Source organism: Actinoplanes utahensis (assembly GCF_016862455.1).
In the GTDB taxonomy this organism is placed as follows: domain Bacteria; phylum Actinomycetota; class Actinomycetes; order Mycobacteriales; family Micromonosporaceae; genus Actinoplanes; species Actinoplanes utahensis.
The window spans coordinates 19,533-39,930 of the sequence record NZ_BOMZ01000013.1 but is presented as its reverse complement, the minus strand read 5'-3'; the positions used below and the strand labels follow the sequence as shown (position 1 = coordinate 39,930).

General features: G+C 73.0%; 18 protein-coding genes. 8 read left to right on the top strand and 10 right to left on the bottom strand.

The annotated features are described in order from the left end of the window. Positions 1-609 precede the first annotated feature (609 nt). On the top strand, positions 610-1,836 hold the full coding sequence (locus Aut01nite_RS03460) for a SigB/SigF/SigG family RNA polymerase sigma factor (protein ID WP_204037427.1): 1,227 nt from the start codon (positions 610-612) through the stop codon (positions 1,834-1,836). A gap of 27 nt (positions 1,837-1,863) precedes the next feature. Here the strand turns inward: Aut01nite_RS03460 and Aut01nite_RS03455 are convergent, their stop codons facing one another. From Aut01nite_RS03455 to Aut01nite_RS03430, 6 genes are all read right to left on the bottom strand, one after another. Beyond that, positions 1,864-2,592 carry an ATP-binding protein gene (locus Aut01nite_RS03455; RefSeq protein ID WP_043529168.1) on the bottom strand — a complete coding sequence of 243 codons (729 nt, stop codon included), beginning with the start codon at positions 2,590-2,592 and terminating at the stop codon, positions 1,864-1,866. Positions 2,593-2,737: 145 nt separating this feature from the next. Then, on the bottom strand, positions 2,738-4,576 hold the full coding sequence (locus Aut01nite_RS03450; RefSeq protein ID WP_043529166.1) for a CheR family methyltransferase: 1,839 nt from the start codon (positions 4,574-4,576) through the stop codon (positions 2,738-2,740). A gap of 21 nt (positions 4,577-4,597) precedes the next feature. Further along, positions 4,598-5,509 carry a chemotaxis protein CheB gene (locus Aut01nite_RS03445; RefSeq protein ID WP_236642960.1) on the bottom strand — a complete coding sequence of 304 codons (912 nt, stop codon included), beginning with the start codon at positions 5,507-5,509 and terminating at the stop codon, positions 4,598-4,600. Further along, positions 5,506-6,258: an ATP-binding protein gene (locus tag Aut01nite_RS44195; RefSeq protein ID WP_043529164.1), complete on the bottom strand. Its 753-nt coding sequence runs from the start codon at positions 6,256-6,258 to the stop codon at positions 5,506-5,508. The genes Aut01nite_RS03445 and Aut01nite_RS44195 overlap by 4 nt, the downstream gene beginning before the upstream one ends. Before the next feature lie 87 nt (positions 6,259-6,345). Next, positions 6,346-7,446: a glycosyltransferase gene (locus Aut01nite_RS03435; RefSeq protein ID WP_043529162.1), complete on the bottom strand. Its 1,101-nt coding sequence runs from the start codon at positions 7,444-7,446 to the stop codon at positions 6,346-6,348. Further along, positions 7,446-8,444 (bottom strand): glucosyl-3-phosphoglycerate synthase, encoded by a 999-nt coding sequence (locus Aut01nite_RS03430; RefSeq protein ID WP_043529160.1) that lies wholly within the window; start codon positions 8,442-8,444, stop codon positions 7,446-7,448. Before Aut01nite_RS03430 ends, Aut01nite_RS03435 begins: the two co-directional genes overlap by 1 nt. A gap of 174 nt (positions 8,445-8,618) precedes the next feature. Here Aut01nite_RS03430 and Aut01nite_RS03425 point away from each other — a divergent pair, with 174 nt between their 5' ends. From Aut01nite_RS03425 to secA2, 3 genes are read left to right on the top strand one after another with little or no spacing between them, the layout of a single operon-like run. Continuing rightward, positions 8,619-9,596 carry a Gfo/Idh/MocA family protein gene (locus Aut01nite_RS03425; RefSeq protein WP_043529158.1) on the top strand — a complete coding sequence of 326 codons (978 nt, stop codon included), beginning with the start codon at positions 8,619-8,621 and terminating at the stop codon, positions 9,594-9,596. Continuing rightward, a complete protein-coding gene (locus tag Aut01nite_RS03420; protein ID WP_043529205.1) occupies positions 9,589-10,674 on the top strand; it encodes a zinc-dependent alcohol dehydrogenase in 1,086 nt (361 codons plus the stop codon). The genes Aut01nite_RS03425 and Aut01nite_RS03420 overlap by 8 nt, the downstream gene beginning before the upstream one ends. A gap of 57 nt (positions 10,675-10,731) precedes the next feature. Then, positions 10,732-13,023, top strand: a complete 2,292-nt coding sequence (gene secA2, locus Aut01nite_RS03415) for an accessory Sec system translocase SecA2 (protein WP_043529156.1) — start codon at positions 10,732-10,734, stop codon at positions 13,021-13,023. Here the strand turns inward: secA2 and Aut01nite_RS03410 are convergent. After that, positions 13,007-13,387 carry an ankyrin repeat domain-containing protein gene (locus Aut01nite_RS03410; protein WP_052164212.1) on the bottom strand — a complete coding sequence of 127 codons (381 nt, stop codon included), beginning with the start codon at positions 13,385-13,387 and terminating at the stop codon, positions 13,007-13,009. The two genes, secA2 and Aut01nite_RS03410, sit on opposite strands and share 17 nt — an antisense overlap. Before the next feature lie 257 nt (positions 13,388-13,644). Between Aut01nite_RS03410 and Aut01nite_RS03405 the strand changes: the two genes are divergently transcribed. From Aut01nite_RS03405 to Aut01nite_RS03395, 3 genes are all read left to right on the top strand, one after another. Further along, positions 13,645-14,214: a winged helix-turn-helix domain-containing protein gene (locus Aut01nite_RS03405; RefSeq protein WP_043529153.1), complete on the top strand. Its 570-nt coding sequence runs from the start codon at positions 13,645-13,647 to the stop codon at positions 14,212-14,214. A 59-nt stretch (positions 14,215-14,273) separates the two neighbouring features. After that, a complete protein-coding gene (locus tag Aut01nite_RS03400; protein WP_043529151.1) occupies positions 14,274-14,906 on the top strand; it encodes a nucleoside/nucleotide kinase family protein in 633 nt (210 codons plus the stop codon). A 200-nt stretch (positions 14,907-15,106) separates the two neighbouring features. Next, positions 15,107-15,532 carry a TraR/DksA family transcriptional regulator gene (locus Aut01nite_RS03395; RefSeq protein WP_052164211.1) on the top strand — a complete coding sequence of 142 codons (426 nt, stop codon included), beginning with the start codon at positions 15,107-15,109 and terminating at the stop codon, positions 15,530-15,532. A 96-nt stretch (positions 15,533-15,628) separates the two neighbouring features. On the opposite strand, the gene Aut01nite_RS03390 is transcribed toward Aut01nite_RS03395, so the two are convergent. Further along, positions 15,629-16,432, bottom strand: a complete 804-nt coding sequence (locus Aut01nite_RS03390; protein ID WP_043529149.1) for a DUF72 domain-containing protein — start codon at positions 16,430-16,432, stop codon at positions 15,629-15,631. Between the two features lie 31 nt (positions 16,433-16,463). Here Aut01nite_RS03390 and Aut01nite_RS03385 point away from each other — a divergent pair, with 31 nt between their 5' ends. Then, a complete protein-coding gene (locus tag Aut01nite_RS03385; protein ID WP_161790705.1) occupies positions 16,464-16,628 on the top strand; it encodes a hypothetical protein in 165 nt (54 codons plus the stop codon). A 223-nt stretch (positions 16,629-16,851) separates the two neighbouring features. Here the strand turns inward: Aut01nite_RS03385 and Aut01nite_RS44190 are convergent, their stop codons facing one another. After that, positions 16,852-17,562, bottom strand: coding sequence for a hypothetical protein (locus Aut01nite_RS44190; protein ID WP_043529147.1), 711 nt, complete (start codon positions 17,560-17,562; stop codon positions 16,852-16,854). Positions 17,563-17,574: 12 nt separating this feature from the next. Continuing rightward, on the bottom strand, positions 17,575-20,394 hold the full coding sequence (locus Aut01nite_RS03375) for an FtsK/SpoIIIE domain-containing protein (protein ID WP_043529145.1): 2,820 nt from the start codon (positions 20,392-20,394) through the stop codon (positions 17,575-17,577). Positions 20,395-20,398: the final 4 nt, after the last annotated feature.

Sequence of the window (20,398 nt, the reverse complement as noted above, 5' to 3'; positions counted from 1 at the left end):
GCCCCGATCTCCGGCACCCAGTCGGCGACCGCACCGATCGGGCGCCCCGCGGCGGCGAGCGCATCCGCGAACGACGGCGCGCCGACCGATGACGAGAACGTCCCGTCCGGTCTTCCGGCCCGCTCGGGGAGTGGCTCCGCGCGCCCCGCCCCGGCCGCCGTCCCGGAAGCCTTGGAGGACCCTTCTATCGCACCCAGCGGCCTACCCTCCCGCGGCTCTCACTGACCCGCCCACGGCTTCATCACGGGGCTCGATCGAGGGATCGGGCGGTGGTCTTGCCGTGGGGTTGTTCACGGCTTTTGTACCGTTCGGCAGACGCGAGGACGGCAAGGCGCCGGACGGCAGACGCGAGGACGGCAGGACGCCGGACGCTGGGACGGCAGGAGGTGTCCGGCTCGGGGGATGCCGGCTTCCGGGGACGGCCGGCCGCCGCGGGTGGGTGGCAGCAGGCGAAACCGGGTCGGCGTTCGTGGATGTGTTTGAGGTGAGGGGCTTGCGGGCAGTAGCGTCTCTGGACAGGGAGATTCTCCGTCACGGCTGATGCTGCCCGGAGGATCGTTACCGGTCACGGCTCATGCTGCCCGGAGGATCGTTGCCGGAAGGGGTGACATGCCCGCGCGAGGTCACGCCGGTGAGGCTGCCGAGAGCGCGCTCGAGGATCTCGACGCGGCGGCGCTGGAGTTCGCGGCACGCCGTGCCGGGGCGTCGGATGCCGAGGCCGAGGCGCTCCGGGAGGACCTGGTCCGTTACTGTCTGCCGTTCGCCGGCCGGCTCGCCCGCCGCTATCGTGGCCGCGGGGAGTACCTGGAGGATCTGGAGCAGGTCGCACGGCTGGGTCTGATCAAAGCCGTCGATCGCTATGATCCGGAGCGCGGCTCCTTCACCGCCTATGCGGTGATCACCATCTCGGGTGAGCTGAAACGGCACTTCCGGGACCGTACCTGGGGCGTGCACGTGCCGCGCCGGGTGCAGGACCTGAGCCTGGAGGTCGGGCACGCCTCGATGATCCTGACCGGCGTGCTGGCGCGGACGCCGACGGCGGGAGAGTTGGCGGACCGGCTCGGGGTGAGCGAGGCGGCGGTGCTGGAGGCGGTCGAGTCGGCGGCGGGTTACACGCCGGCCTCGCTGAACGCGCCGGTCGCCGGGGAGGGCACGGCCGAGTTCGGGGATCTGCTCGGCGGCGTCGACGACGATCTGGAGTCGGTGACCGACAAGCTGACCGTCACCGATCTGCTGTTGCGCATGCCGGCCCGGGAGCGGCGGATGCTGGCGATGCGGTTCTACGGCAACCGCACCCAGGCCGAGATCGCCGCCGAGTTGGGCATCTCGCAGATGCACGTGTCGCGGCTGCTGAGCCGGGCGCTGGCCTGGTTGCGGGAGGCGATGCTCAGCGACATCCCGCAGCACTGGGAGGGCGACGCCCGCGGCGAGCGCACCGGGATGCAGGTGTCGGTGACGCGGGAGGGCGGCGTCCTGCGGGTGCGGGTGCGCGGCGAGGTGGACCGGGACACCGCGGAGCGGCTGCGGACCGGCCTGCGGCACGCGATCACCGGGGGGACCGGCCCGGGACACGCGAACGCCGGGGGGACCGGCCCGGGACACGCGAACGCCGGGGGGACCGGCCCGGGTCACGCGAACGCCGGGGACCGGGCGACGTCGGTGGTGGTGGACCTGTCGGCGGTGCCGCTGGTGGACGCGGCCGGCGTGGCGGTGCTGCTGGACGCCGGGCAGACCGCGACGGCGGCCGGGGTGGAGTTCGGCGTGACGGGCGCTCAGGCGTACGTCGCACGGATCCTGGCGGTCTCCGGCCTGGCGGGCGTCCTGCGCCGGGCATGACCGCGGGCCGCGAGGCCCGCAACGGATCTAGGGGCGGCGGATCGCCGCCCACACCACCTTGCCGTCGGCGGACGGCAGACAACCCCAGGCGGACGCCAGCTCGTTGATCAGCAGCAGCCCGCGCCCGCCGAGCGAGTCCGGGTTGACGTCGACCGGCGGCACCGGGAGCGCCGGTGATCCGTCCCGTACGGCGATGTTGAGATGGCGGGCCCGTAGCGACAGGTGCAACGTCATCATCGTGCCGGCGTGGTCGACGACGTTCGCCACCAGCTCGTTGGCGATCAGGCTGGCCGCCCCGACCAGGTCGGGCAGGTCCCAGCGCAGGCAGGCTTCGGTGGCCACGTCCCGGGCGTGCCGGGGCGCGCCGCTGAGGGGAAGCAGTTGTTCGTTCAACGACGGCACGGTGATCCGTTCGTTGTGCACCTGGGCGAGCGCCTCCGCGATTCCGGCGAAGAGCGGCAGCCGCTGGTGCGCTCCGATGACGAGGTGCCGGCGGGTGGCCGGGGTGGGGCCGCAGAGCAGGACCGGGGTGCCGGGCCAGCGGGCCGCCTGGCGCAGCACCACGGTGAAGACCGACAGGGCGAGCGGCTGGTCGACCTCCAGCCGGGCCAGGTCGATGAGCAGCGCGTCGGGTTGTTCGGCGAGGCATTTGAGCAGGCTGTCACGCAGCGACACGACGTCGGTCAGCGTGAGCCGGCCGGACACCGTGGCGGTCAGGTTGGTGCCGTCGCCATGGGTCTCGCATCGGATCGACATGGGATCGCCCTTCTGCTCGACGTGGGCTTCCCTGTCCAGCCGGGGATGAAACGTCCAGCCAGGGATGGAAACTCAGCCGGGGCGGAACGTCCGGCCGGGGAGGGTACCCGGACCGAGGGTGGAACGCCGGGCCGGGGACGGAGTGTCAGGCCGTCTCCATCACGATGATGGCCCCCTCTCCTCCGGCGGCGAGCCCGTCCAGCCGGCGCAGCGGGGTGCACGCCACCCGTACGGTGACGCCGCGCCCTCGCCGGTTGACCGCGTCGAGCCGGACGTCGCCGGACTCGCCGTCCTGGCCGAGCGCGCCGCGCAGCAGCGGGCGGATCCGGTCGATGGGCAGCCCGATGTCGAGGTTGAGGAAGTGCTGGCCGATCACCTCGCTGGAGCGCAGCCCCCACAGGTCCTCGGCGTGCCGGTTCCACATCCGGATCCGCAGGTCCGGGTCGACCACCGCGACCCCGGCTTCCAGGCTGGTCAGCACGGTCTCCAGGAAGGCGTCGGCCTCGTCCAGGCGGCTGGTGCTGATCCGCAGCTGGTCGTTGATGCTCTGGAGCTCGTCGTTGGTGGACTGGAGCTCCTCGTTCATCGTCTCCAGCTCTTCGTTGGTGGACTGGAGCTCCTCGTTGGTGGTCTCCAGCTCCTCCACCGTGGATTGCAGCTCCTCGTTGGTGGTCTCCAGTTCCTCGTTCGTCGACTGGAGTTCCTCGTACGCGGCTTCGAGCTGCTGGTTGGCGTGTTCCAGGTCCTCCTGCAGGCTCCGGCTCGCCGTCATGTCGTGGAAGATCAGGTTGATGCCGAGCAGGCTGCCGTCGGCGCCGCTGAGCGGGCTGATCTGCACGTCCAGGTGGGTGGTCTCGGAGCCGCGCTGGTATTCGACGTCGGTGACGCGCAGGGTACGCCGTTCGAGCTGGGCCTGTTCGATGTAGCGGCGCAGCTCGACCGGCCGGTAGGAGAGGTCCAGGTCGCGGAACGGGCGGCCGATGTCCCGCGACGACACCCCGAAGATCTTGTCCATCTGCCGGTTGGACAGCGCGACGAGACCGTCCGAGGTGAGCGCCAGCTGAGCGAGCGGGCTCGCCGCGAGGGCCTCGTTGCGCAGTTCGTCGAGGCCGGCGACGGTGGTGGCGTCGGACGACGGCGGGTCGGTGAAGACGACGCCGGGGGCGACGTAGAGCCGGGGCACCCGCCGGAAGACCCGCCGTTTCAGGTCGATCGGGGTGAACAGGGCGCTGTGGCTGAGCAGCATCTCGGCCTTGCCGAGGAAGAGCACCCCGGTCTCGGCGAGGGCGAAGTGGAACCGGCCGAGGATCTTCGCCTGTGTCTCGGCGTTGAAGTACATCAGCGTGTTGCGGCAGGTGAGCAGGTCGATCCGGGAGATCGGGGCGTCCTGCACCAGGTCGTTGCGGCCGAAGATGACCGAGCGGCGCAGGTCCTTGCGGAACGTGTACCGCCCGCCGGACTGCTCGAAGTACCGTTCGACGAGCTCCGGGGGGAGGCCCTGGACGTCGCGTTCGCCGTACGTCGCCTGCCGGGCCTCGTCGAGCCGTTCCTCGTCGACGTCCGTGGCGTAGATCTTGACGCGTTCCTTGAACCGGTCGATGCCGAGCATCTCGGCCAGGAGCATGGCGAGGGTGTACGCCTCCTCGCCGGACGCGCACCCGGCCGACCAGACCCGGAGCAGCGAGTCCGGCGACTTGGCGGCCACCATCGGCTCCAGCACGTCGGCCCGCAGGTACTCCCAGGCTTCGGCGTCGCGGAAGAACGCGGTCACGTTGATCAGGATGGTGTTGAAGAGCGCGGTGAACTCGTCCGGGTGAACCTGGAGATGGTCGAGGTACTCCGGGTAGCCGACGGCGTCCACCTGGCTCATCCGCCGGTCGACCCGCCGCATGAGGCTGGACCTCTTGTAACCGGTGAAGTCGAAGCCACGGGATTCCTTCAAGTACGCCAGGAGCGCCTCGAAGTGGGGGTCGGTCGGTTGCACGCTCCGGAACGCTACCGTACGTCACTCGGCGGTGGTCGCACCGAGACGGGCGATGAGGTGCCGGAGTGTGCCCGCCGCCGACTCGGCGTCGTCGGCCAGCCGGTGAAGCCGCTCGTCGTGGCCGCCGGCCATCCGGCGGCCCAGATCGGCCCTGTCCTGGAGTGCGCGCAACGCCGTCCGCAGCGCGCCGTCCAGGACTTCCGACTGTTCCGTCAGGAGGCTCTCCGGCGACCAGGCGTGCCCGGCGGGGCACACCAACCGGGGCAGCGGCCGATCGTCGAGCGGGAGGAGGCCGCCGCAGCTCGGGCAGCCGAGACCGGCCGGCGCGGGAAGACGGCCGGCGCCCGCATCCGGTGGCAGCGGCTCCGCGGTGATCGCGGCCAGCAGCGCGCCGATCTCGGCCGCCGGGACGGTGTGATCCGGCCGGACCGCCTTCATCGCCGCCCGGGGCATGCTCGGGTGCAGCGCGTCCTCCGGGTCCTGCACCACGGTGACCCCGCCGCGGGCGGCGACCGCGGCCAGCCCGGCCGCGCCGTCGTCGCGGGAGCCGGACAGCACCACCCCGATCGCCCGGTGGCCGGCGGCTCGCGCCACCGAGCGGAACAGCGGGTCGACGGCGGGCCGGTGACAGTTCTCCGCGGGCCCGTGGCTGAGGCGGAGGTGGCCGCCCAGCAGGAGGAGATGGTGATCGCTCGGGGCGACGTAGATCCGGCCGGCGAGCACCCGCTCGCCGTCGCGGGCGGTCTGGGCCGGCAGCGGGCCGCTGCGGGACAGGATGGCCGGCAGCGCGCTCGGCGCGGCCCGGGACACGTGCAGCACCACCAGCAGGGCGCCGGGGTAGCCGGCGGGCAGGCCGCCGGCCAGCGCGCACAGGGCCTGCACGCCGCCGGCGGAGGCGCCGACGGCGACCATGTCCCGGCGCGCCGGGGTCACACGGCTGCTCCGGCGGCGAGCTGGGTCCACACGACCTTGCCGTCGGGGACGGGGAGGACACCCCACGCGTCGGTGAGGTCACGCACCAGGCGCAGACCGCGGCCACCCGCGTCGGTGACGTCCGGGTCGAGGGTGCGGGGCATCCGGCGGCTGTGATCACGGACGGCCATGATCATCCGGCCGTTGCGCAGCCGCAGGGTGAAATCCATGGTGGTGTGCGCGTGCCGGACCACGTTGGCCACCAGTTCGGTGGCGACCAGGGCGGTGGTGGCGGTGATGTCGGCGCGGTGCCAGGCGGTGCAGGTCTGCGCGACCAGGTGGCGGACCTGCCGGCAGGCTTCGGGGACGGGGCGCAGGCGTACCCGTACATCGGCGGTGGGATTCTGCTCGGCGGCCTCGGCCCGCGCCCGGGCGAGCGTCTCGGCGCAGTCCCCGGCCAGGTGGAGACCGGCGCAGCCGGGCGCGGCGGCCAGCGCCTCGCGGGTCCGCGGGTCGGCGCCGCACACCACGATCGGCGCCGCCGGGAACTCCTGGGCCTGGCAGACCACGTCCGCCAGGACGGTCAGCCCGAGCGGATCGGCGACGCGTAATCGGGTGCAGTCGAGCAGCACCCGCAGCGGCTGCGCGGACAGGCTGCGGCGCACCGCCGCGCCGAGCGCGCCACCGGTGACCCGGTCGAGGGTCCCGCTGACCGTCAGGACCGCGACCGGAAGGTCCTGTTCCGGCCGGCAGACGAGCTGGCTGGCCATGGCCCTCCCTTCCGGGGAACCGTGCGGGCGGCGACGCCCGGCGGACGTCAGGCACACACACTGCCCGCCGCCCGCCGGTGACAAACGTCAGCGGAGCCGTTCGTACAGCTTCAGGTAGGCCTCGGCCATCACGGCCGGGGTGAAACGGCGTTCGGCCTCGGCCCGGCAGGCCGCCGGATCGATGGCGGTGGCCTTGTGCACGAGATCGCCGAGCGCCTCCTCGTCGCCGGTCAGCAGCCCGGTGTGCCCCTCCTCGATCAGCTCGGGCAGGCAGCCGCGGGCGATGCCGACGACCGGGGTGCCGAGCGCGAGCGACTCGACCACCGCGGTGCCGCCCGGCTCCTCCCAGCGCAGCGGGAAGAGGGCGACCCGGGCGCCGGCCACCAGCAGGTCCCGGTCCCGGCCGGTGACGGTGCCGATCCAGCGCACCCGGACCCCGTCGACGTGCGGCGCCACCTTCTCGTGCCAGAAACGCACGTCCGGATTGTCGGGGTCGGCGCCGGCCAGGGCCGCCGCGTTCTGGTACGGGCCGACCGGCCCCGCCAGGATCAGATCGAACCCGGCCTCGTGCGCCAGCCGGGCCGCCAGATCCTGCCCCTTGCCGGGGAAGATCCGGCCCAGGACCACGGCGTACGGCCCGCGCGGGGTGTCCGGCAGCGGCTCGGCGGCCAGTGGCGTGGACAGGTGCACGTGCCCGATCGCGTGGTCGCGCAGCGCCTGCGGGGCCCGGGCCAGCTGCGCCGCCGACACCCCGTTGACCCGGACCCGGTCACCGCCGTCGAACGTGCCGTACAGCTCGGGGTGTTTGCGCAGGTCCCAGTGCAGGGTGTGCAGGGCGGGGGGAGCGTCGGTGCCGAGCGCGGCCATGCTGACCAGCCCGGCGGCCTCGACGTGATCGTGGACGACGTCGATGTCGCCGCGCTGCGCGGCCCGCAGCACCGCGTGCTGGTGCGCCTGCACCACGCCCATGACCTGGTTGTACGGACGCTGGATGTGCGCGAACTGCCCGGTCTCGAAGACCGTCACCCGGTCGTCGGCCTCGATCGTGCTCTCGCCGACGCTGGCGAGGACCACCTCGACGCCGAGTCTGCGCAGCTCCGGGACGAGGCTGGCGACGATGTTCTCGATGCCGCCGTACCCGACCGGCGGGACCGGCAGCCACGGTCCCGCGTTCATGAGGACGCGCATCAGGCGGCCACCGACAGGTCGAGGGAGGCCAGCGGCGGCCGTTCGGTCACCACGATGTCGGTGACGGCGATCTGCCGGTCCAGGTTCGGCAGGGCGTCCTGGCCGCCCCGGCGGAACTGGGTGAGCAGGCTCGACGGCGGCAGCGCCTCGGTGGCCAGGCCGCGCCGGTGCATCCGCGACCAGGCGGTCGTCATGATCTGCGCGGACATCCGGCCGAGGGCCTCGGTGCCCTGGTGCCGGTGCTTGCGCTCGCCCAGGTCGACCTGGGCGAGGGCGTCCAGCCCGACCAGGTCCACCAGGTCGATCAGCATGCCGATCTCCACGCCGTACCCGGAGACGAACGGGATGCGCTCCAGGGTGCTGCGGCGGCCGGCGTACTCGCCGGCCAGCGGCTGCACGAATCCGGACAGCTCCGGGAAGAAGAGGTTCAGCAGCGGGCGCGCGCACAGTTCGGTGACCCGGCCGCCGCCGTCGGTCTCCACGCTGACCGGCCCGTTCAGCGGCCGGTGGTAGAAGCCCTTGACGAACTCGACGCCCGGGTCGGTGAGCAGTGGCCCGAGCAGTCCGGTGACGAAGTGCGAGGAGAACTCGTGCAGGTCACCGTCGACGAAGGCGACCACGTCCCCGCTGCTGGCCGCCAGCCCGGCCCACAGCGCGTCACCCTTGCCCTCCATCCGGGGCAGTCCGCTGGTCATCCGGTCCTGGCTGACCACCCGGGCGCCGGCCCGGCGGGCCACCGCCGCGGTGGCGTCGGTGGAGCGGGAGTCGACCACCAGGATCTCGTCCACCAGCGGGACCTGCTCGACCAGGTCCCGGCGGATCGTGGCGACGATGGCGCCGATCGTGGCCTGTTCGTCGCGGGCCGGGATCACCACGCTCACCTTGGTCGTGCCCTTCGCGGCGAGCAGGTCACGTGGCGTCCACTGGCCGGCGTTGCCGGTCCGGTAGGTCGTCCACGCCTCCACCACGGGTGAGACGGTCGAATGCGAATGCCACATCGGCTTACCCCCAAGTTCGCGATCTTCCGGCGCGGTCGGCATTGCCCAGGGACGACCCGAATCAATCTTTCCGGAACGTGACGAGACGGTCACTGTCGATGAAAGGAGTTTGGGATCGCGGCGACCGGATACAGAACCGGCCGTTGTAACGGCCCGGTGGGGACAGGGGAGCGGATGTCGATGACGAGAATCGGTCTGATCGGTGCGGGCGGGGTGGCGGCCCGGCATGCCCGGGTGCTGTCCGGACTGCCGGACGTGCAGGTGAGCGGCGTGACGGACGTGGTGGCCGAGGCCGCCGGACGGCTCGCCGGCGAGCACGGGAGCAAGGTGTACGACTCGGTCGCCGATCTGATCGACTCCGGCCCGGACGCGATCTACGTGTGCGTTCCGCCGTTCGCCCACGGTGACGCCGAGCGGGCCGTCGTGGCCGCCGGCCTACCGATGTTCGTGGAAAAACCCATCGCTATCAATCACGGCATAGCGACCGAAATCTCATCGCTGGTGGCGGAACGCGGTCTGCTGACCGCCGTCGGGCACCACTGGCGCTACCTCCCGGTGGTGGAGAAGGCCCGGGAACTGCTCGCCGACCGGCCGATCCGGCTGATCACCGGCTCCTGGCTGGACAAGGTGCCGCCGGTGGCCTGGTGGCCGATCGGCGGGCGCTCCGGCGGGCCGGTCGTCGAGCAGGCCGCGCACGTGCTCGACCTGGCCCGGCATCTCGCCGGCGAGGTGGGCGAGGTGTTCGCCTACGGCAACGGCACCCCGCCGGCGGTCGAGGGCGCCGACGTGGACGGCGCGACCACCGCGGTGCTGCGGTTCCACAGCGGAGCGGTCGGCACTCTGGCGGCGACCTGCGTGCTCGGCTGGAAGCACCGGGCCGGGCTGGAGGTGTACGCCGACGGCCTCGCCCTCGCCCTGACCGAGACCGAGCTCGCCATCCGTGACGGTGATCACACCGAGACGGTCGCCTGCGAGCCCACGACCGGGCACGTCGCGGTGGACCAGGCGTTCGTGGACGCGGTCCGGGGTGACCGGGACGACATCCGGGTGCCGTACGCCGAAGCGCTGCGCACCCACGAGCTCGCTCTCGCCGTCGCCCAGTCCGCGGCCGAGGGCCGTGCCGTCCGTCCCGGCGGAGCGCCCCGTGGCTGACCGCAACCTGATCGTCGCCGGCCCCGGCCGCCTGGAGATCGCCGACGTCGCCGCCGAGGACGTGCCGGACGGCGGCTTCCACGCCCGCACCCTGTTCAGCGGCGTCTCCGCCGGCACCGAGCTGACCTTCCTGAAAGGCACCAACCCGGCCCTGCACGCCGGTTTCGACGGCGCCCTGGGCCTGTTCGGCGGGCCGCCCGAGCAGGCCTACCCGGTGACCCGCCTCGGCTACATGGAGGTCGCCCGGATCGAGGACAGCCGGACACCGGCGTGGAAGGACGGCACCGTCGTCGCGATGACGTACGGCCACCGCACCGGCTACCACGGCCACCCGCTGCGCGACCGGGTGGTGCCGTTGCCGCCCGGCCTCGACCCGGTGCTCGGCATCTACGCCGCGCACATGGGCCCGATCTGCGCCAACGGCCTGCTGCACGCCGCCGCCGACCGGTTCGGCCCGGCGGTCCGCTCGCTTGCCGACGGTGTCTCCGGCTGCCGGGTCGCGGTCGTCGGCGCCGGTGTGGTCGGCCTGCTCACCGCCCTGTTCGCCCGCCTGCACGGCGCCGCCTCGGTGGTCGTGGTGGACCCGACCGCGTCGCGCCGCGCGGTGGCCGAGTCGCTGGGCCTGGAGACCCTCGACCCGGACGACGGCGACGCCGCGGTGGTGCTGAAGACCCGCTGGCGGCACGCCGACGGCGACCGCGGCGCCGACGTCGTCTTCCAGTGCCGCGGCCAGGCCGCCGCCCTGCACCTCGCGCTGCGCCTGCTGCGGCCCCAGGGGACGGTGATCGACCTGGCGTTCTATCCGGGCGGCGCGGACGAGGTGCGCCTCGGCGAGGAGTTCCACCACAACGGCCTCGCGGTACGGTGCGCGCAGATCGGCCGGGTGCCGCGCGGCCTCGCACACGCGTGGGATCGGGAGCGGCTGTCCGCGGCCACCATCGACCTGCTCCGCGCCGACGGCGACGCGATCAGGAAACACCTGGTCACGGCCATGGTCCCGTTCGAGGAGGCGCCCGCTCTCCTGCAGGATCTGGCCGAGCGCCGCCGCCAGGAGCTGCAGGCGGTCATCACCTTCTGACGAGGCGGCGGGAGTCCGGCGCTTGATGGCGGGCAAAATGAAGTACCGTTGCCCGCCATGGGTGTGTCGCAGCGGCTGAAGAGCCGGTTCCGCAAGTTTCTCCAGCGTCCGGGCACGACGGTGGACCTGGGGCCGTTGTCGAAGCGGCTCGGCGCGATCGAGGCGCGCGAGGACGCGCTGAAGGAGCTGACCGACGCCGAGCTGACCGACGCCGCCCGCGAGGCGAGCGACTACGTCGAGATCTGCGCCGTCGGCCGGGAGGCCGCGCGCCGCGCGATCGGTCAGCGGCCGTACGACGTGCAGCTCCTCGGCGCGATGGCGCTGCTCGACAAGCGGGTCGCCGAGATGGCCACCGGTGAGGGCAAGACCCTCACCGCCACCGTCGCGGCGTACGGGCACACCCGCCTCGGCAACGGCCCGGTGCACGTCCTGACCGTCAACGACTACCTGGCCCGTCGTGACGCCGAGTGGATGGAGCCGATCTACACGCTGCTCGGCCTCACCGTCGCCTCGGTCACCGAGGCGATGACCCCGGAGGAGCGCCGGGAGGCGTACGCCGCCGACGTCACCTACGTCTCGGTCAGCGAGGCCGGTTTCGACTACCTGCGCGACCAGCTGGTCACCGACGTCGCCGACCGGGTGCAGCGCGACCTCGCCACCGCGATCGTCGACGAGGCCGACTCGATCCTGATCGACGAGGCCCGGGTGCCGATGGTGCTGGCCGGCAGCATCGCGACCGAGAGCGACCCGGTGCACGACGCCGCCGCGCTGATGCGGGAGCTGCGCAAGGGCAGGCACTACGAGGTCGCCGAGGACGGCCGCAGCGTCGCCTTCACCGAGGACGGCCTCAAGCACCTCGAGGAGAAGCTCGGCGGCATCGACCTGTACGCCGACGACCAGGTCGAGGTCCTGTCCGCGGTGAACGTGGCGCTGCACGCGCACGCCCTGCTGCGCCGCGACGTCGACTACATCGTCCGCAACGGCGGTGTCGAGCTGATCGACGAGATGCGCGGCCGGGTCGCCCAGCGCCGCCGCTGGCCGGACGGCCTGCAGGCGGCGGTGGAGGCCAAGGAGGGGCTGTCGGCCACCCAGGAGGGCGAGGTCCTCGACACCATCACCGTTCAGGCGTACATCGCCCTCTACCGGACGGTGTGCGGCATGACGGCGACCGCCGTGCACGTCGGCGAGCAGCTGCGGGAGTACTTCAAGCTCGAGGTCGCGGTGGTTCCGCCGAACACGCCGAACATCCGCGAGGACGACGACGACCGGATCTACTCGGCGCACGACATGCGCGACGAGGCCCTGGTCGAAGAGATCAGGATCGCCCACGAGTCGGGCCGCCCGGTGCTGATCGGCACCCTGGACGTGAAGGCGTCCGAGCGGCTGGCGAGCCAGCTCGAGGCGGCCGGCGTCCCCTGCAACGTGCTGAACGCGAAGAACGACGCCGAGGAGGCCGCGATCATCGCGGAGGCCGGCGCGCTCGGCGCGGTCACCGTCTCCACCCAGATGGCCGGCCGCGGCGTCGACATCCGTCTCGGCGGCAGCGACGAGAAGGACCGCGACGCGGTGGTCGAGCTCGGCGGGCTGTACGTGATCGGCTCCGGCCGGCACGACAGCCGCCGCGTCGACGACCAGCTCCGGGGCCGGGCTGGCCGGCAGGGCGACCCGGGCCGCTCGGTCTTCTTCGTCAGCCTGGAGGACGAGCTGGTGCACCGGCACGCCGGTGACATCCTGCCCGCCTCGCCGCGGATGGACATGGACGGCGTTGTCCACGACAAGCAGGTGGAGTACGCGGTCGAGCACGCCCAGCGCGTCGCCGAGGGCGTCAACCACGAGATCCACAAGAACACCTGGCGCTACAGCGTGGTCATCGAGCAGCAGCGTCTGCTGCTGGCCGAGCGCCGGGAGCGCCTGCTCACCTCCGAGGTCGCGGCGATCATGCTGCTGGAGAAGTCGCCGGAGAAGGCCAAGGAGACCGACGAGGACGTGCTGTCCGACTCGGCCCGGGCCATCGCCCTCTTCCACCTGGACCGGCTGTGGGCCGAGCATCTGGCGTTCCTGTCGGAGGTCCGGGAGGGCGTCCACCTGCGCGCGCTGGGCAAGCTGGACCCGCTGGACGAGTTCCACCGGGCTGCCGTGCCGGCCTTCCAGGAGCTGCTGACCAAGGTCGAGACGAAGACCATCGAGACCTTCGAGGAGGTCGACCTCACCGACGGCTGGCAGCCGGACCGGGCCGAGATCGTCCGCCCCAGCGCCACCTGGACGTACCTGGTGCACGACAACCCGTTCGGCTCCGAGCTGGACCGGCTCATCGCCGCCGTCGGCCGCCGCCTCACCTCGGGCGGCTGACCTCTTCGGATCTCGCTGACGGGGCGCCCGGGTGGCGCCCCATCAGCTCCACCATCTCGTGCAGCCCGAAGAACTCCGCCGTCGGCAGGGCCGAGGCGGGGTCGGCGCCGGCGTCGAGCAGGATCCGCACGGTGTCCGCGTTCTTCCGGAACACCGCCGCCGCCAGGGCGCTCTGGCCGCGGTCGTTGACCCGCTCCGGGTCGGCGCCGCGCCGCACCAGCGCCGCCACCGTGTCCGGGTGGTTGTGATAGGCGGCCAGGATCAGCAGCGTGTCGCCCTTGTCGTTGGTGAGGTTCGCCGGGAGCCCGGCGTCCACCTGTGCGGCGAGTTCCCCGGTGGCGCCGTCGCGGGCCAGGTCGAACATCCGGTGCGCGTATTCGATCGTTTCAGCATCCAGGTGTGTCACGTACGGACACTACCCACGTTCGGCAACGTTTAATGAGGCTGACAGAAAGCGTTCCGGGAATGCATTTGTGTGACGCGCGACAATATGGAACGTTGTTCCCACAGTGTGGGTCGGCGACTTGACCCGCGAACCCGAATGCGGGAATTATCGTCCCCGCTTTACGCACAGTGATCAGTCATATTCGCTTGCCGCAGCAAATTCTGGGGGATGAATCAATGCCGGTCAGCGCATTGTCGCCGCGTGCCGATCGTCGATCCGCCGGGCCGGGCCGGGGTTCCGCCCGCCGGCCCGCCGAGCCCGCGCTGACCGTGACTCTCGCCATTCCGCTCACCGGTGACGTGGTCTCACCACAGGCGCACCGCCTGCTCGCCGCCGTCCGTGAGCTGGTCGAGCTGAGCAAGGGGACGGTGACCGTCGAGCAGGCACTGCCGGGCGACGCCCTCACCGAGCCGGAGACGGCCGGGGAGGCCGCTCCGGAGGGTCCGGAGGTGCGGCTGCTCACCTCGTCGCGTCAGGCCCTTCTGGACGGCGCGGCGCTGCCACTCACCCGTCTCGAGTTCGACCTGCTGCAATACCTCGCCGAGCGGCCCCGCCGGGTCTTCACCCGGGCGCAGTTGCTGGCCGCCGTCTGGGGTTACGAGCGGGCCGGTGAGCGCACCGTCGACGTGCACGTGCGCCGGCTGCGTCTCAAGCTGGGCAACACCCTGCCGCTGATCACCACGGTCTACGGCGTCGGTTACCGGCTGGCCGACGACGCCAACATCGCGATCCTGCCGCACGATTGAGACCTGTCGCGACCGGCCTCGGCGGAGGCCCGCACGGCGCCGCGGGGGATCATGGATCGATGCGAGTGCGCCCCATCTCCTTCGAGGTCCTGGTCGAGGATCTCGCCACCCGGCTGGCGAGTCGGGAATCCGACAATAGGCTGCGAGTGGCGGTGGACGGGGCCGAAGCGGCCGATCCGGGCCGCCTCGCGGACGCCCTCGTCGACCCGCTGCGGGTCCGTGGCCGGCCCGTCACACGTGTCGCCACCAGCGATTTCCTCCGCCCCGCCTCGGTGCGGCTGGAGGCTGGTCACGCCAATCCGGACTCGTTCTACACCGGTTGGTTCGACGAGGCCGGGCTCAGCCGTGAGGTTCTGGCCCCGGCGGGCCCGGAAGGCTCCGGCCGAATCCTCGAACGACTGTGGGACGCGGGCGTGGACCGGGCCGCCCGGGCGCCGTACCGGCAGCTGCCGGTGAACGCGATCGTGCTGGTCAGTGGCCCGCTGCTGCTCGGCGCCGGCCTCGACTTCGACTTCTCCATCCACCTTGAGCTGTCCGCCGCGGCGCTGGCCCGGCGTACCGCGCCGGAATCAGCGTGGACCCTTCCGGCATTTCGGCGCTACACGGCCGAGGTGGCCCCGGAGACCTTCGCTGACGTGGTGATACGCCTCGACGACCCGCGCCGGCCGGCACTCGTCGAGGTGGCCCCGTGACGCCCGGCACAAGACCCGCGCGCCGAGTGTGTGGCGGCTTCGACCACTGACAGTTATGCTCCGGTTACTTTTTCGCGGGGGTCCCGTTTGGGATCACCGGCGGTGGGTATCGTCCGGCTCCACATAACGAGCCGGCCCGGGACGAGGGTGACCCGGCGGATGGCCACCGGCTGGGGCTGAGTGAAGGGCAGGGGGACTGCATGCTCGTCAACGGAGCGGTTGTTGCGGGTAAGGGCGCGGGCACGGCTAAGGGGCTGCGTTCGACCGAGGAGATCGAGCAGATCCGCGTGATCCTGCAAGGCCGATTCGAGGAGCTCAACACCGAGTACGAAGAGGCTGTCGCCCAGAACACCCGGCTGCGGCTGGTCGAGATCGGCGACGCGGCCGGCGACGACCAGGCCGACAGCGGGTCGAAGACCGCGGAGCGGGACGCCGCGACCTCGCTGATCAGGACGCTGCTGGACCGGCGGACCCAGGCGGAGCACGCGCTCCACCGGCTCGACGAGGGGACGTACGGGAACTGTGAGGGTTGCTCCAACCCGATTCCGGTGGAGCGGCTGGAGGTGTTCCCCTCGGCCACCACGTGTGTGAACTGCAAGCAGGTTCGCGAGCGCCGGGCCAGTTGACACGACGCGGACCCGCCGGCGTTTCGGTAACGCCAACGGCAGTGGAATAACTGCCGAATGTGCCGGCGGGCCGTCAATGCATTATCGGGCAAACGTTTATCCGGCCGGGTTCACCGACGAATTCGGCCGGGACGGGATCCGCGGGACCGGCCCGGCTTCGAGGCCGCGGCGGGCGGCGTCCGCTGCCATCACGCCCGCGTCTATCACGGCGGCGCCACCCGGATCGTTGTTGAAGAACACGAACATCTCCGGTACGCCGTCCGCACGGTCCAGCCAGGACCGCAGAGCCGTCCGGCCGTACCGGGGCCACGGCTTTCCACCACCCTCGTGCAGCCGCAGATAGCCGAAGTCCGCGGTCCGCCACAGCGGCGTCAGCGGCCGGCCGCACCGGTCCGCCCAGCACAGCGCCGCCCCGTGCCCGCGCAGCAGCGCCTCGCACTCGGCGGTGAACCAGGTCGCGTGCCGCGGCTCCACCACCACCCGGACGCTTGCGGGGAACAGCCCGAGCGTCTCGTCCAGCGCCGCCAGGTCGGCCTTCATGGTCGGCGGCAGCTGCAGCAGCACCGGCCCGAGCTTGTCGCCGAGCGCCTCGGCCCGGCCCAGGAACCGGGCCACCGGCTCGGCGGGCTCCCGCAGCCGTTTGATGTGCGTCAGGTACCGGCTCATCTTCACCGCGAACAGGAACGCGTCCGGTGTCTGGTCCCGCCACTTGGCGAAGGTGTCGCGTTCCGGTAGCCGGTAGAACGCGTTGTTGATCTCCACGGTGCCGAACCGGTCCGCGTAGTGCACCAGCCACGACCGCTGCGGCAGCCCGCCCGGATACAGGTACCCGGTGTCGTCGGCGCCCTTCGCGGGCCGCCAGTCCCGGTACTGCCATCCCGATGTCCCGATCCGCAACATGTCCGCCTCTTACCCGGGTACAACGGAATCCATGACCGACACAGCGGACGACGACGGCCGGGCCGGCGACCCGGAGACCCCGGCCGGCGACTACGAGTACGACGAGGCGCACGGCGGCGGCGACGACGGCCCCGACGTGCCCGCCGCGCTCCGCGACGAGGCACGCCGCCGCCTGGACCTCAACCCGAACCCCTGAGGATCCCGGCCCGGCGACTCGCACGCGGGAGCACGGGCCCGAGGCACCACCCCATCCGCCCCGGCTCGCCGGCTGTCTCACGGGCCGGCGCGGGCCGAGGCCCAACCCCCACCCGCCCCGGCTCGCCGCCTGTCTCACGGGCCGGCGCGGGCCGAGGCTCACCCCCGGCTGGTTCTCACGGCTGTCTACGCCGTTGAGGCAGCCGTGAGAACCAGCCGGGCGTTCAGCGGCCGAGCTGGGCGGCCGCGTGCAGCACCAGCGCGGTCGCCAGGCCGGTGCCCAGCACGGTCACCACCGCCGCGGTGTCCAGCGCGGTGCCCCGGCGGTCGGTGACCAGCTTGGCGGTCACCACCGCCAGCACCGGCAGGAGCAGCAGCACCAGCAGGGCCACCACCGGGGCGGCCTGCTGCCAGTCCCCGCCGGCCGCCTCCCCGGTGCTGCGCACCACCCCGTTGCCGATCGCCCCGAGCACGCCACCGGCGACCCCGAGGACCACGAACAGGACCTTCGTGCCGAACGTGATCGGGCGGGCCGGCGGCGTGTACTTGACCCGCGTCTCCACCTCGTCCAGATAGTCCCGGGCGTCGCGCGGCCGCTCCTCGTCGCCGCGCTGGCGGGGGATGCTGGCCGGCGGCAGGGTCCGCCCGAACCGTTCCGCGGCCGGCCCGACCCGGTGCACGAACTCCGACCACAGGCCGGCCGCCCGCGCGTCCACCTGTTCCAGATCCCGCTGGGCCGCCCGGACCGCGTCGTCGGCCGCCTCGGCCTCGGCCCGGGCGTCGCGCACGGCGGCGTCGGCGGCGCGCCGCCGCTCGGTGTGCCAGCGGTGCGCCTCGTCGCGCAGTTCGGCCGCCTTCTCGTCCAGCGTGGTGAGCCGGCGCAGCACGGTCCGGTAGTCCGCCCGGTCGAAGTCCATCGGTTCCAGTTCGCTCACGGCGCCGTCTCGCTAAGGATTTCCGTAGGGGATGATCACCTCGGCGCCCCGGTGCACCGAGCGATCGAAGTGCAGCGCCCGCCAGGGGCGCGGGTACCAGTTCGGCGCCCCCTGCCCCGGGTAGTACGGCGACAGCTCGCTGCCGTGCACGTCCAGGGCCACCCAGGCGCCGATCGAGTCGGTCCGGGCCGCCTGGCCGCCGAGGGTGTCGCGCAGCAGCCCGGCGCCGCGCCACCAGCCGAGCACGTGCAGCCGGCGTTCCGGTCCCTGCCGCAGCACGGTGCGCAGCTGTGCGGCGGCCTCCTTGCCGCCGGGCAGCGCGTCGGCGGCGTAGATCAGGATGAAGTGCGGCCGGTCGGCCGGCCACGCCGCGGTGGCCTCGGCGGCGGCGTCCTCGAGGAGCCAGTCGACGTTGTCCATGTCGTACCAGCCGCAGTCGGGGATGCGGGCGTGCAGCGCCTCGGCGGCGGCCCGGGCGTCGGTGTCCAGGCAGACCACCGAGAACCGGGCGCCCTCCGGGGCGAACTGGGCGGCCAGGGAACGGCCCGCGGTGGCCAGGACGGCGCAGGCCTCGTCGACGCGGGTGCCGAGGACGGCCAGGTTGCGGCCGGGGGCGCGGCGCAGCACGGTACGCGCGGAGCGTGCCGCCACGTCGATGGTCTCGCCGAGCAGCGCGACCGGTGCGGCCGGCGAATCGCTGGCCCGCAGCCCCCGGTAGTCGGGGCTGTCGACGAGTTTCGGGATGACGTCACCGTCGAAGAGCCGGGGCGGGCCGAGCTCGGGCGGCCGGCGGCGCCACAGCCGGTGCTGCAGGGCGCCCCAGCGTTCCCGGTCGCCGGCGGCCGGCACCCGGACGACCCGGTTGGCCTCGGCGGCGCCGGAGTCGGCGTTGACGACCGCGTGGTAGCGGGGCAGGGAGTCGGCGGCCGCGTTGGTCTCGGCGAGGACCCGGCGGGCCCGGGGCAGGGCGATCCGCAGGCTGAACTGGGCGACCAGCGCGGGCCGGCCCCACAGCGCCTCGATGCCGGAGACGTCCTGGCTGGCCAGGACCAGGTGGATGCCCTGGGACCGGCCCCGGCGGGCGAGGTCCTCGAGCAGGTCGACGGCCTCGCCGGCGACCGCGTCCCGGCCGGCGAGCAGCACCTGGAACTCGTCGACGACGGCCACGATCCGCGGCCAGGAGCCGTCCGGGTCCTCGGCGCGCAGCTCGGCCAGGTTGGTGACCTCGTGCTGTTTGGCGGCGTCGGCCCGGCGGCGCAGTTCGGCGCTGAGGAACCGCAGCAGCGCCAGGCCGAACTCGCGGTCGGTGTTGACGTTGACCCCGACCAGGCGGACGTGCGGCAGCCAGCTCGGGTCCCGCCGGCCGGGCGCGAACCGGGCGAACGACACGCCCTCCTTGAAGTCGAGCAGGTAGAACGCGAGCTCGTCGGGGGAGTAGCGGGCGGCGAGGGCGCCCATCCAGGCGTAGATGAAGTTGGTCTTGCCGGTGCCGGACGGCCCGGCGATCAGCGCGTGCGGCGGATAGTCGCTCAGCGTCACCAGCACCCGGGCACCCTGCGGGCTGTCGCCGAGCGGTGCGGTGAGCCCGGTCGCCGAGGTGTCCCGCCATTCGGTCCCGGCCTCCGGCAGGAGGCTGTCCAGCGCCACCGGCGCCGGCCCGGCGGCGACCTCCTCGGCGATCTGCCGGCAGGTGGCGGTCACCGTCGTGGGCGGCGGGGCGGGATCGAGACGTACGGGCAGATCTCCCGCTCCCTCGATGCGGGCGTCCTCGCCGGGCGCCGCGCGGATGAACTCGATGCCCGGCCCCGGCGCGACGTCGAGCCCTCGGATGACCAGGTGGACTCCGCAGGCCGCGCCGGTGCGCAGCAGCCGGTCCAGCTGGGAGCGTTCGTGCCGGGAGAGATCGCCGCCGCCGAGCAGCACCGCGACCCGCCACGGCTCGGGCCGCCGGTTGGTGACCGCGTGCAGCTCCCGCAGCGAGGTGTACTCACCGGCCAACACCGTCTCGTTGATCCGCCGGACGTGCCCGACCAGGTCGTCGAGCAGGCGTTCCAGCCCGCCCGGCCCGACCGAGGTGAGCACCCCGGCAGGGGCGAGCGGCGCGAAGCCGGCCAGGCCGCCGCCGAGGTTCTCCGGGTCGTACCCGATGATCCGGACCGCGCCGGGCGCGCTGGTGCCGAGGGCCCGCAGCAGCAGCCCGGCCACCACGTCGTCACCGGCGCGTCGGTCGCCCTCGACCACGATGTGCCCGCGGTCGAGCAGCGCCACCAGGGCGGCCACGTCCGGCGGCGCCTCGTCCAGGGGCGGCCCGGCGGCGGTCTCCGGGGGTTCGCTCTCCGGGCCGGGCAGTGGCTCGGTGACCTCGCCGGGCGCGCCGGCCCAGGCGCCGCGGGGCCTCCGCTCGCCGTCGGCGCCCCCGTCCCGGCCGTCGGGCCGCCGGCCCTCTCCGGGGACCGGCGCCGGGACCGGCGCCTCCGGCAGGATCAGCCGGCCGACGCGCAGCTCGGCGGCCCGCTCCAGGGGGGTCGGCTCCCAGCTGTGCCAGGGCTCGCCGGCCGCGCCGGGGGCGGCCCGGTCGGCCGCGGCCGCCGCGACGCCGACCAGCGCGGCCAGCTCGGTGTCGTGCCAGGAGCCGATCTCGCGGATCCGCTCGTCCCGGGCCGCCGTCAGCTTGCGCCGCCGGGCCGTGGCGGCCGCGACCACCCGCTCGTACCGCGCATGGGCGGCGTCCCGCGCCTCGTGTGCCTGTTCCAGGGCGATCTGTGCGGCGCCGAGGGCATGCGACAGCCCGGCGCGGATCTCCATCACCCGGTCTCTGGTGGACTCAGCCATGACC

Excerpts from the sequence above, each read along its gene's own strand:
- Aut01nite_RS03410 (WP_052164212.1), bottom strand. The coding sequence starts at position 13,387 with ATGTTCGACCTGGCCCGCGACGGCGCCACCGGGGAACTCGCCGCACAG.
- Aut01nite_RS03430 (WP_043529160.1), bottom strand. The coding sequence starts at position 8,444 with ATGTGGCATTCGCATTCGACCGTCTCACCCGTGGTGGAGGCGTGGACG.
- secA2 (WP_043529156.1), top strand. The coding sequence starts at position 10,732 with ATGGGTGTGTCGCAGCGGCTGAAGAGCCGGTTCCGCAAGTTTCTCCAG.
- Aut01nite_RS03375 (WP_043529145.1), bottom strand. The coding sequence starts at position 20,394 with ATGGCTGAGTCCACCAGAGACCGGGTGATGGAGATCCGCGCCGGGCTG.
- Aut01nite_RS03400 (WP_043529151.1), top strand. The coding sequence starts at position 14,274 with ATGCGAGTGCGCCCCATCTCCTTCGAGGTCCTGGTCGAGGATCTCGCC.
- Aut01nite_RS03455 (WP_043529168.1), bottom strand. The coding sequence starts at position 2,592 with ATGTCGATCCGATGCGAGACCCATGGCGACGGCACCAACCTGACCGCC.
- Aut01nite_RS03425 (WP_043529158.1), top strand. The coding sequence starts at position 8,619 with ATGTCGATGACGAGAATCGGTCTGATCGGTGCGGGCGGGGTGGCGGCC.
- Aut01nite_RS03460 (WP_204037427.1), top strand. The coding sequence starts at position 610 with ATGCCCGCGCGAGGTCACGCCGGTGAGGCTGCCGAGAGCGCGCTCGAG.
- Aut01nite_RS03390 (WP_043529149.1), bottom strand. The coding sequence starts at position 16,432 with ATGTTGCGGATCGGGACATCGGGATGGCAGTACCGGGACTGGCGGCCC.
- Aut01nite_RS03385 (WP_161790705.1), top strand. The coding sequence starts at position 16,464 with ATGACCGACACAGCGGACGACGACGGCCGGGCCGGCGACCCGGAGACC.
- Aut01nite_RS03435 (WP_043529162.1), bottom strand. The coding sequence starts at position 7,446 with ATGCGCGTCCTCATGAACGCGGGACCGTGGCTGCCGGTCCCGCCGGTC.
- Aut01nite_RS44195 (WP_043529164.1), bottom strand. The coding sequence starts at position 6,258 with ATGGCCAGCCAGCTCGTCTGCCGGCCGGAACAGGACCTTCCGGTCGCG.
- Aut01nite_RS03405 (WP_043529153.1), top strand. The coding sequence starts at position 13,645 with ATGCCGGTCAGCGCATTGTCGCCGCGTGCCGATCGTCGATCCGCCGGG.
- Aut01nite_RS03395 (WP_052164211.1), top strand. The coding sequence starts at position 15,107 with ATGCTCGTCAACGGAGCGGTTGTTGCGGGTAAGGGCGCGGGCACGGCT.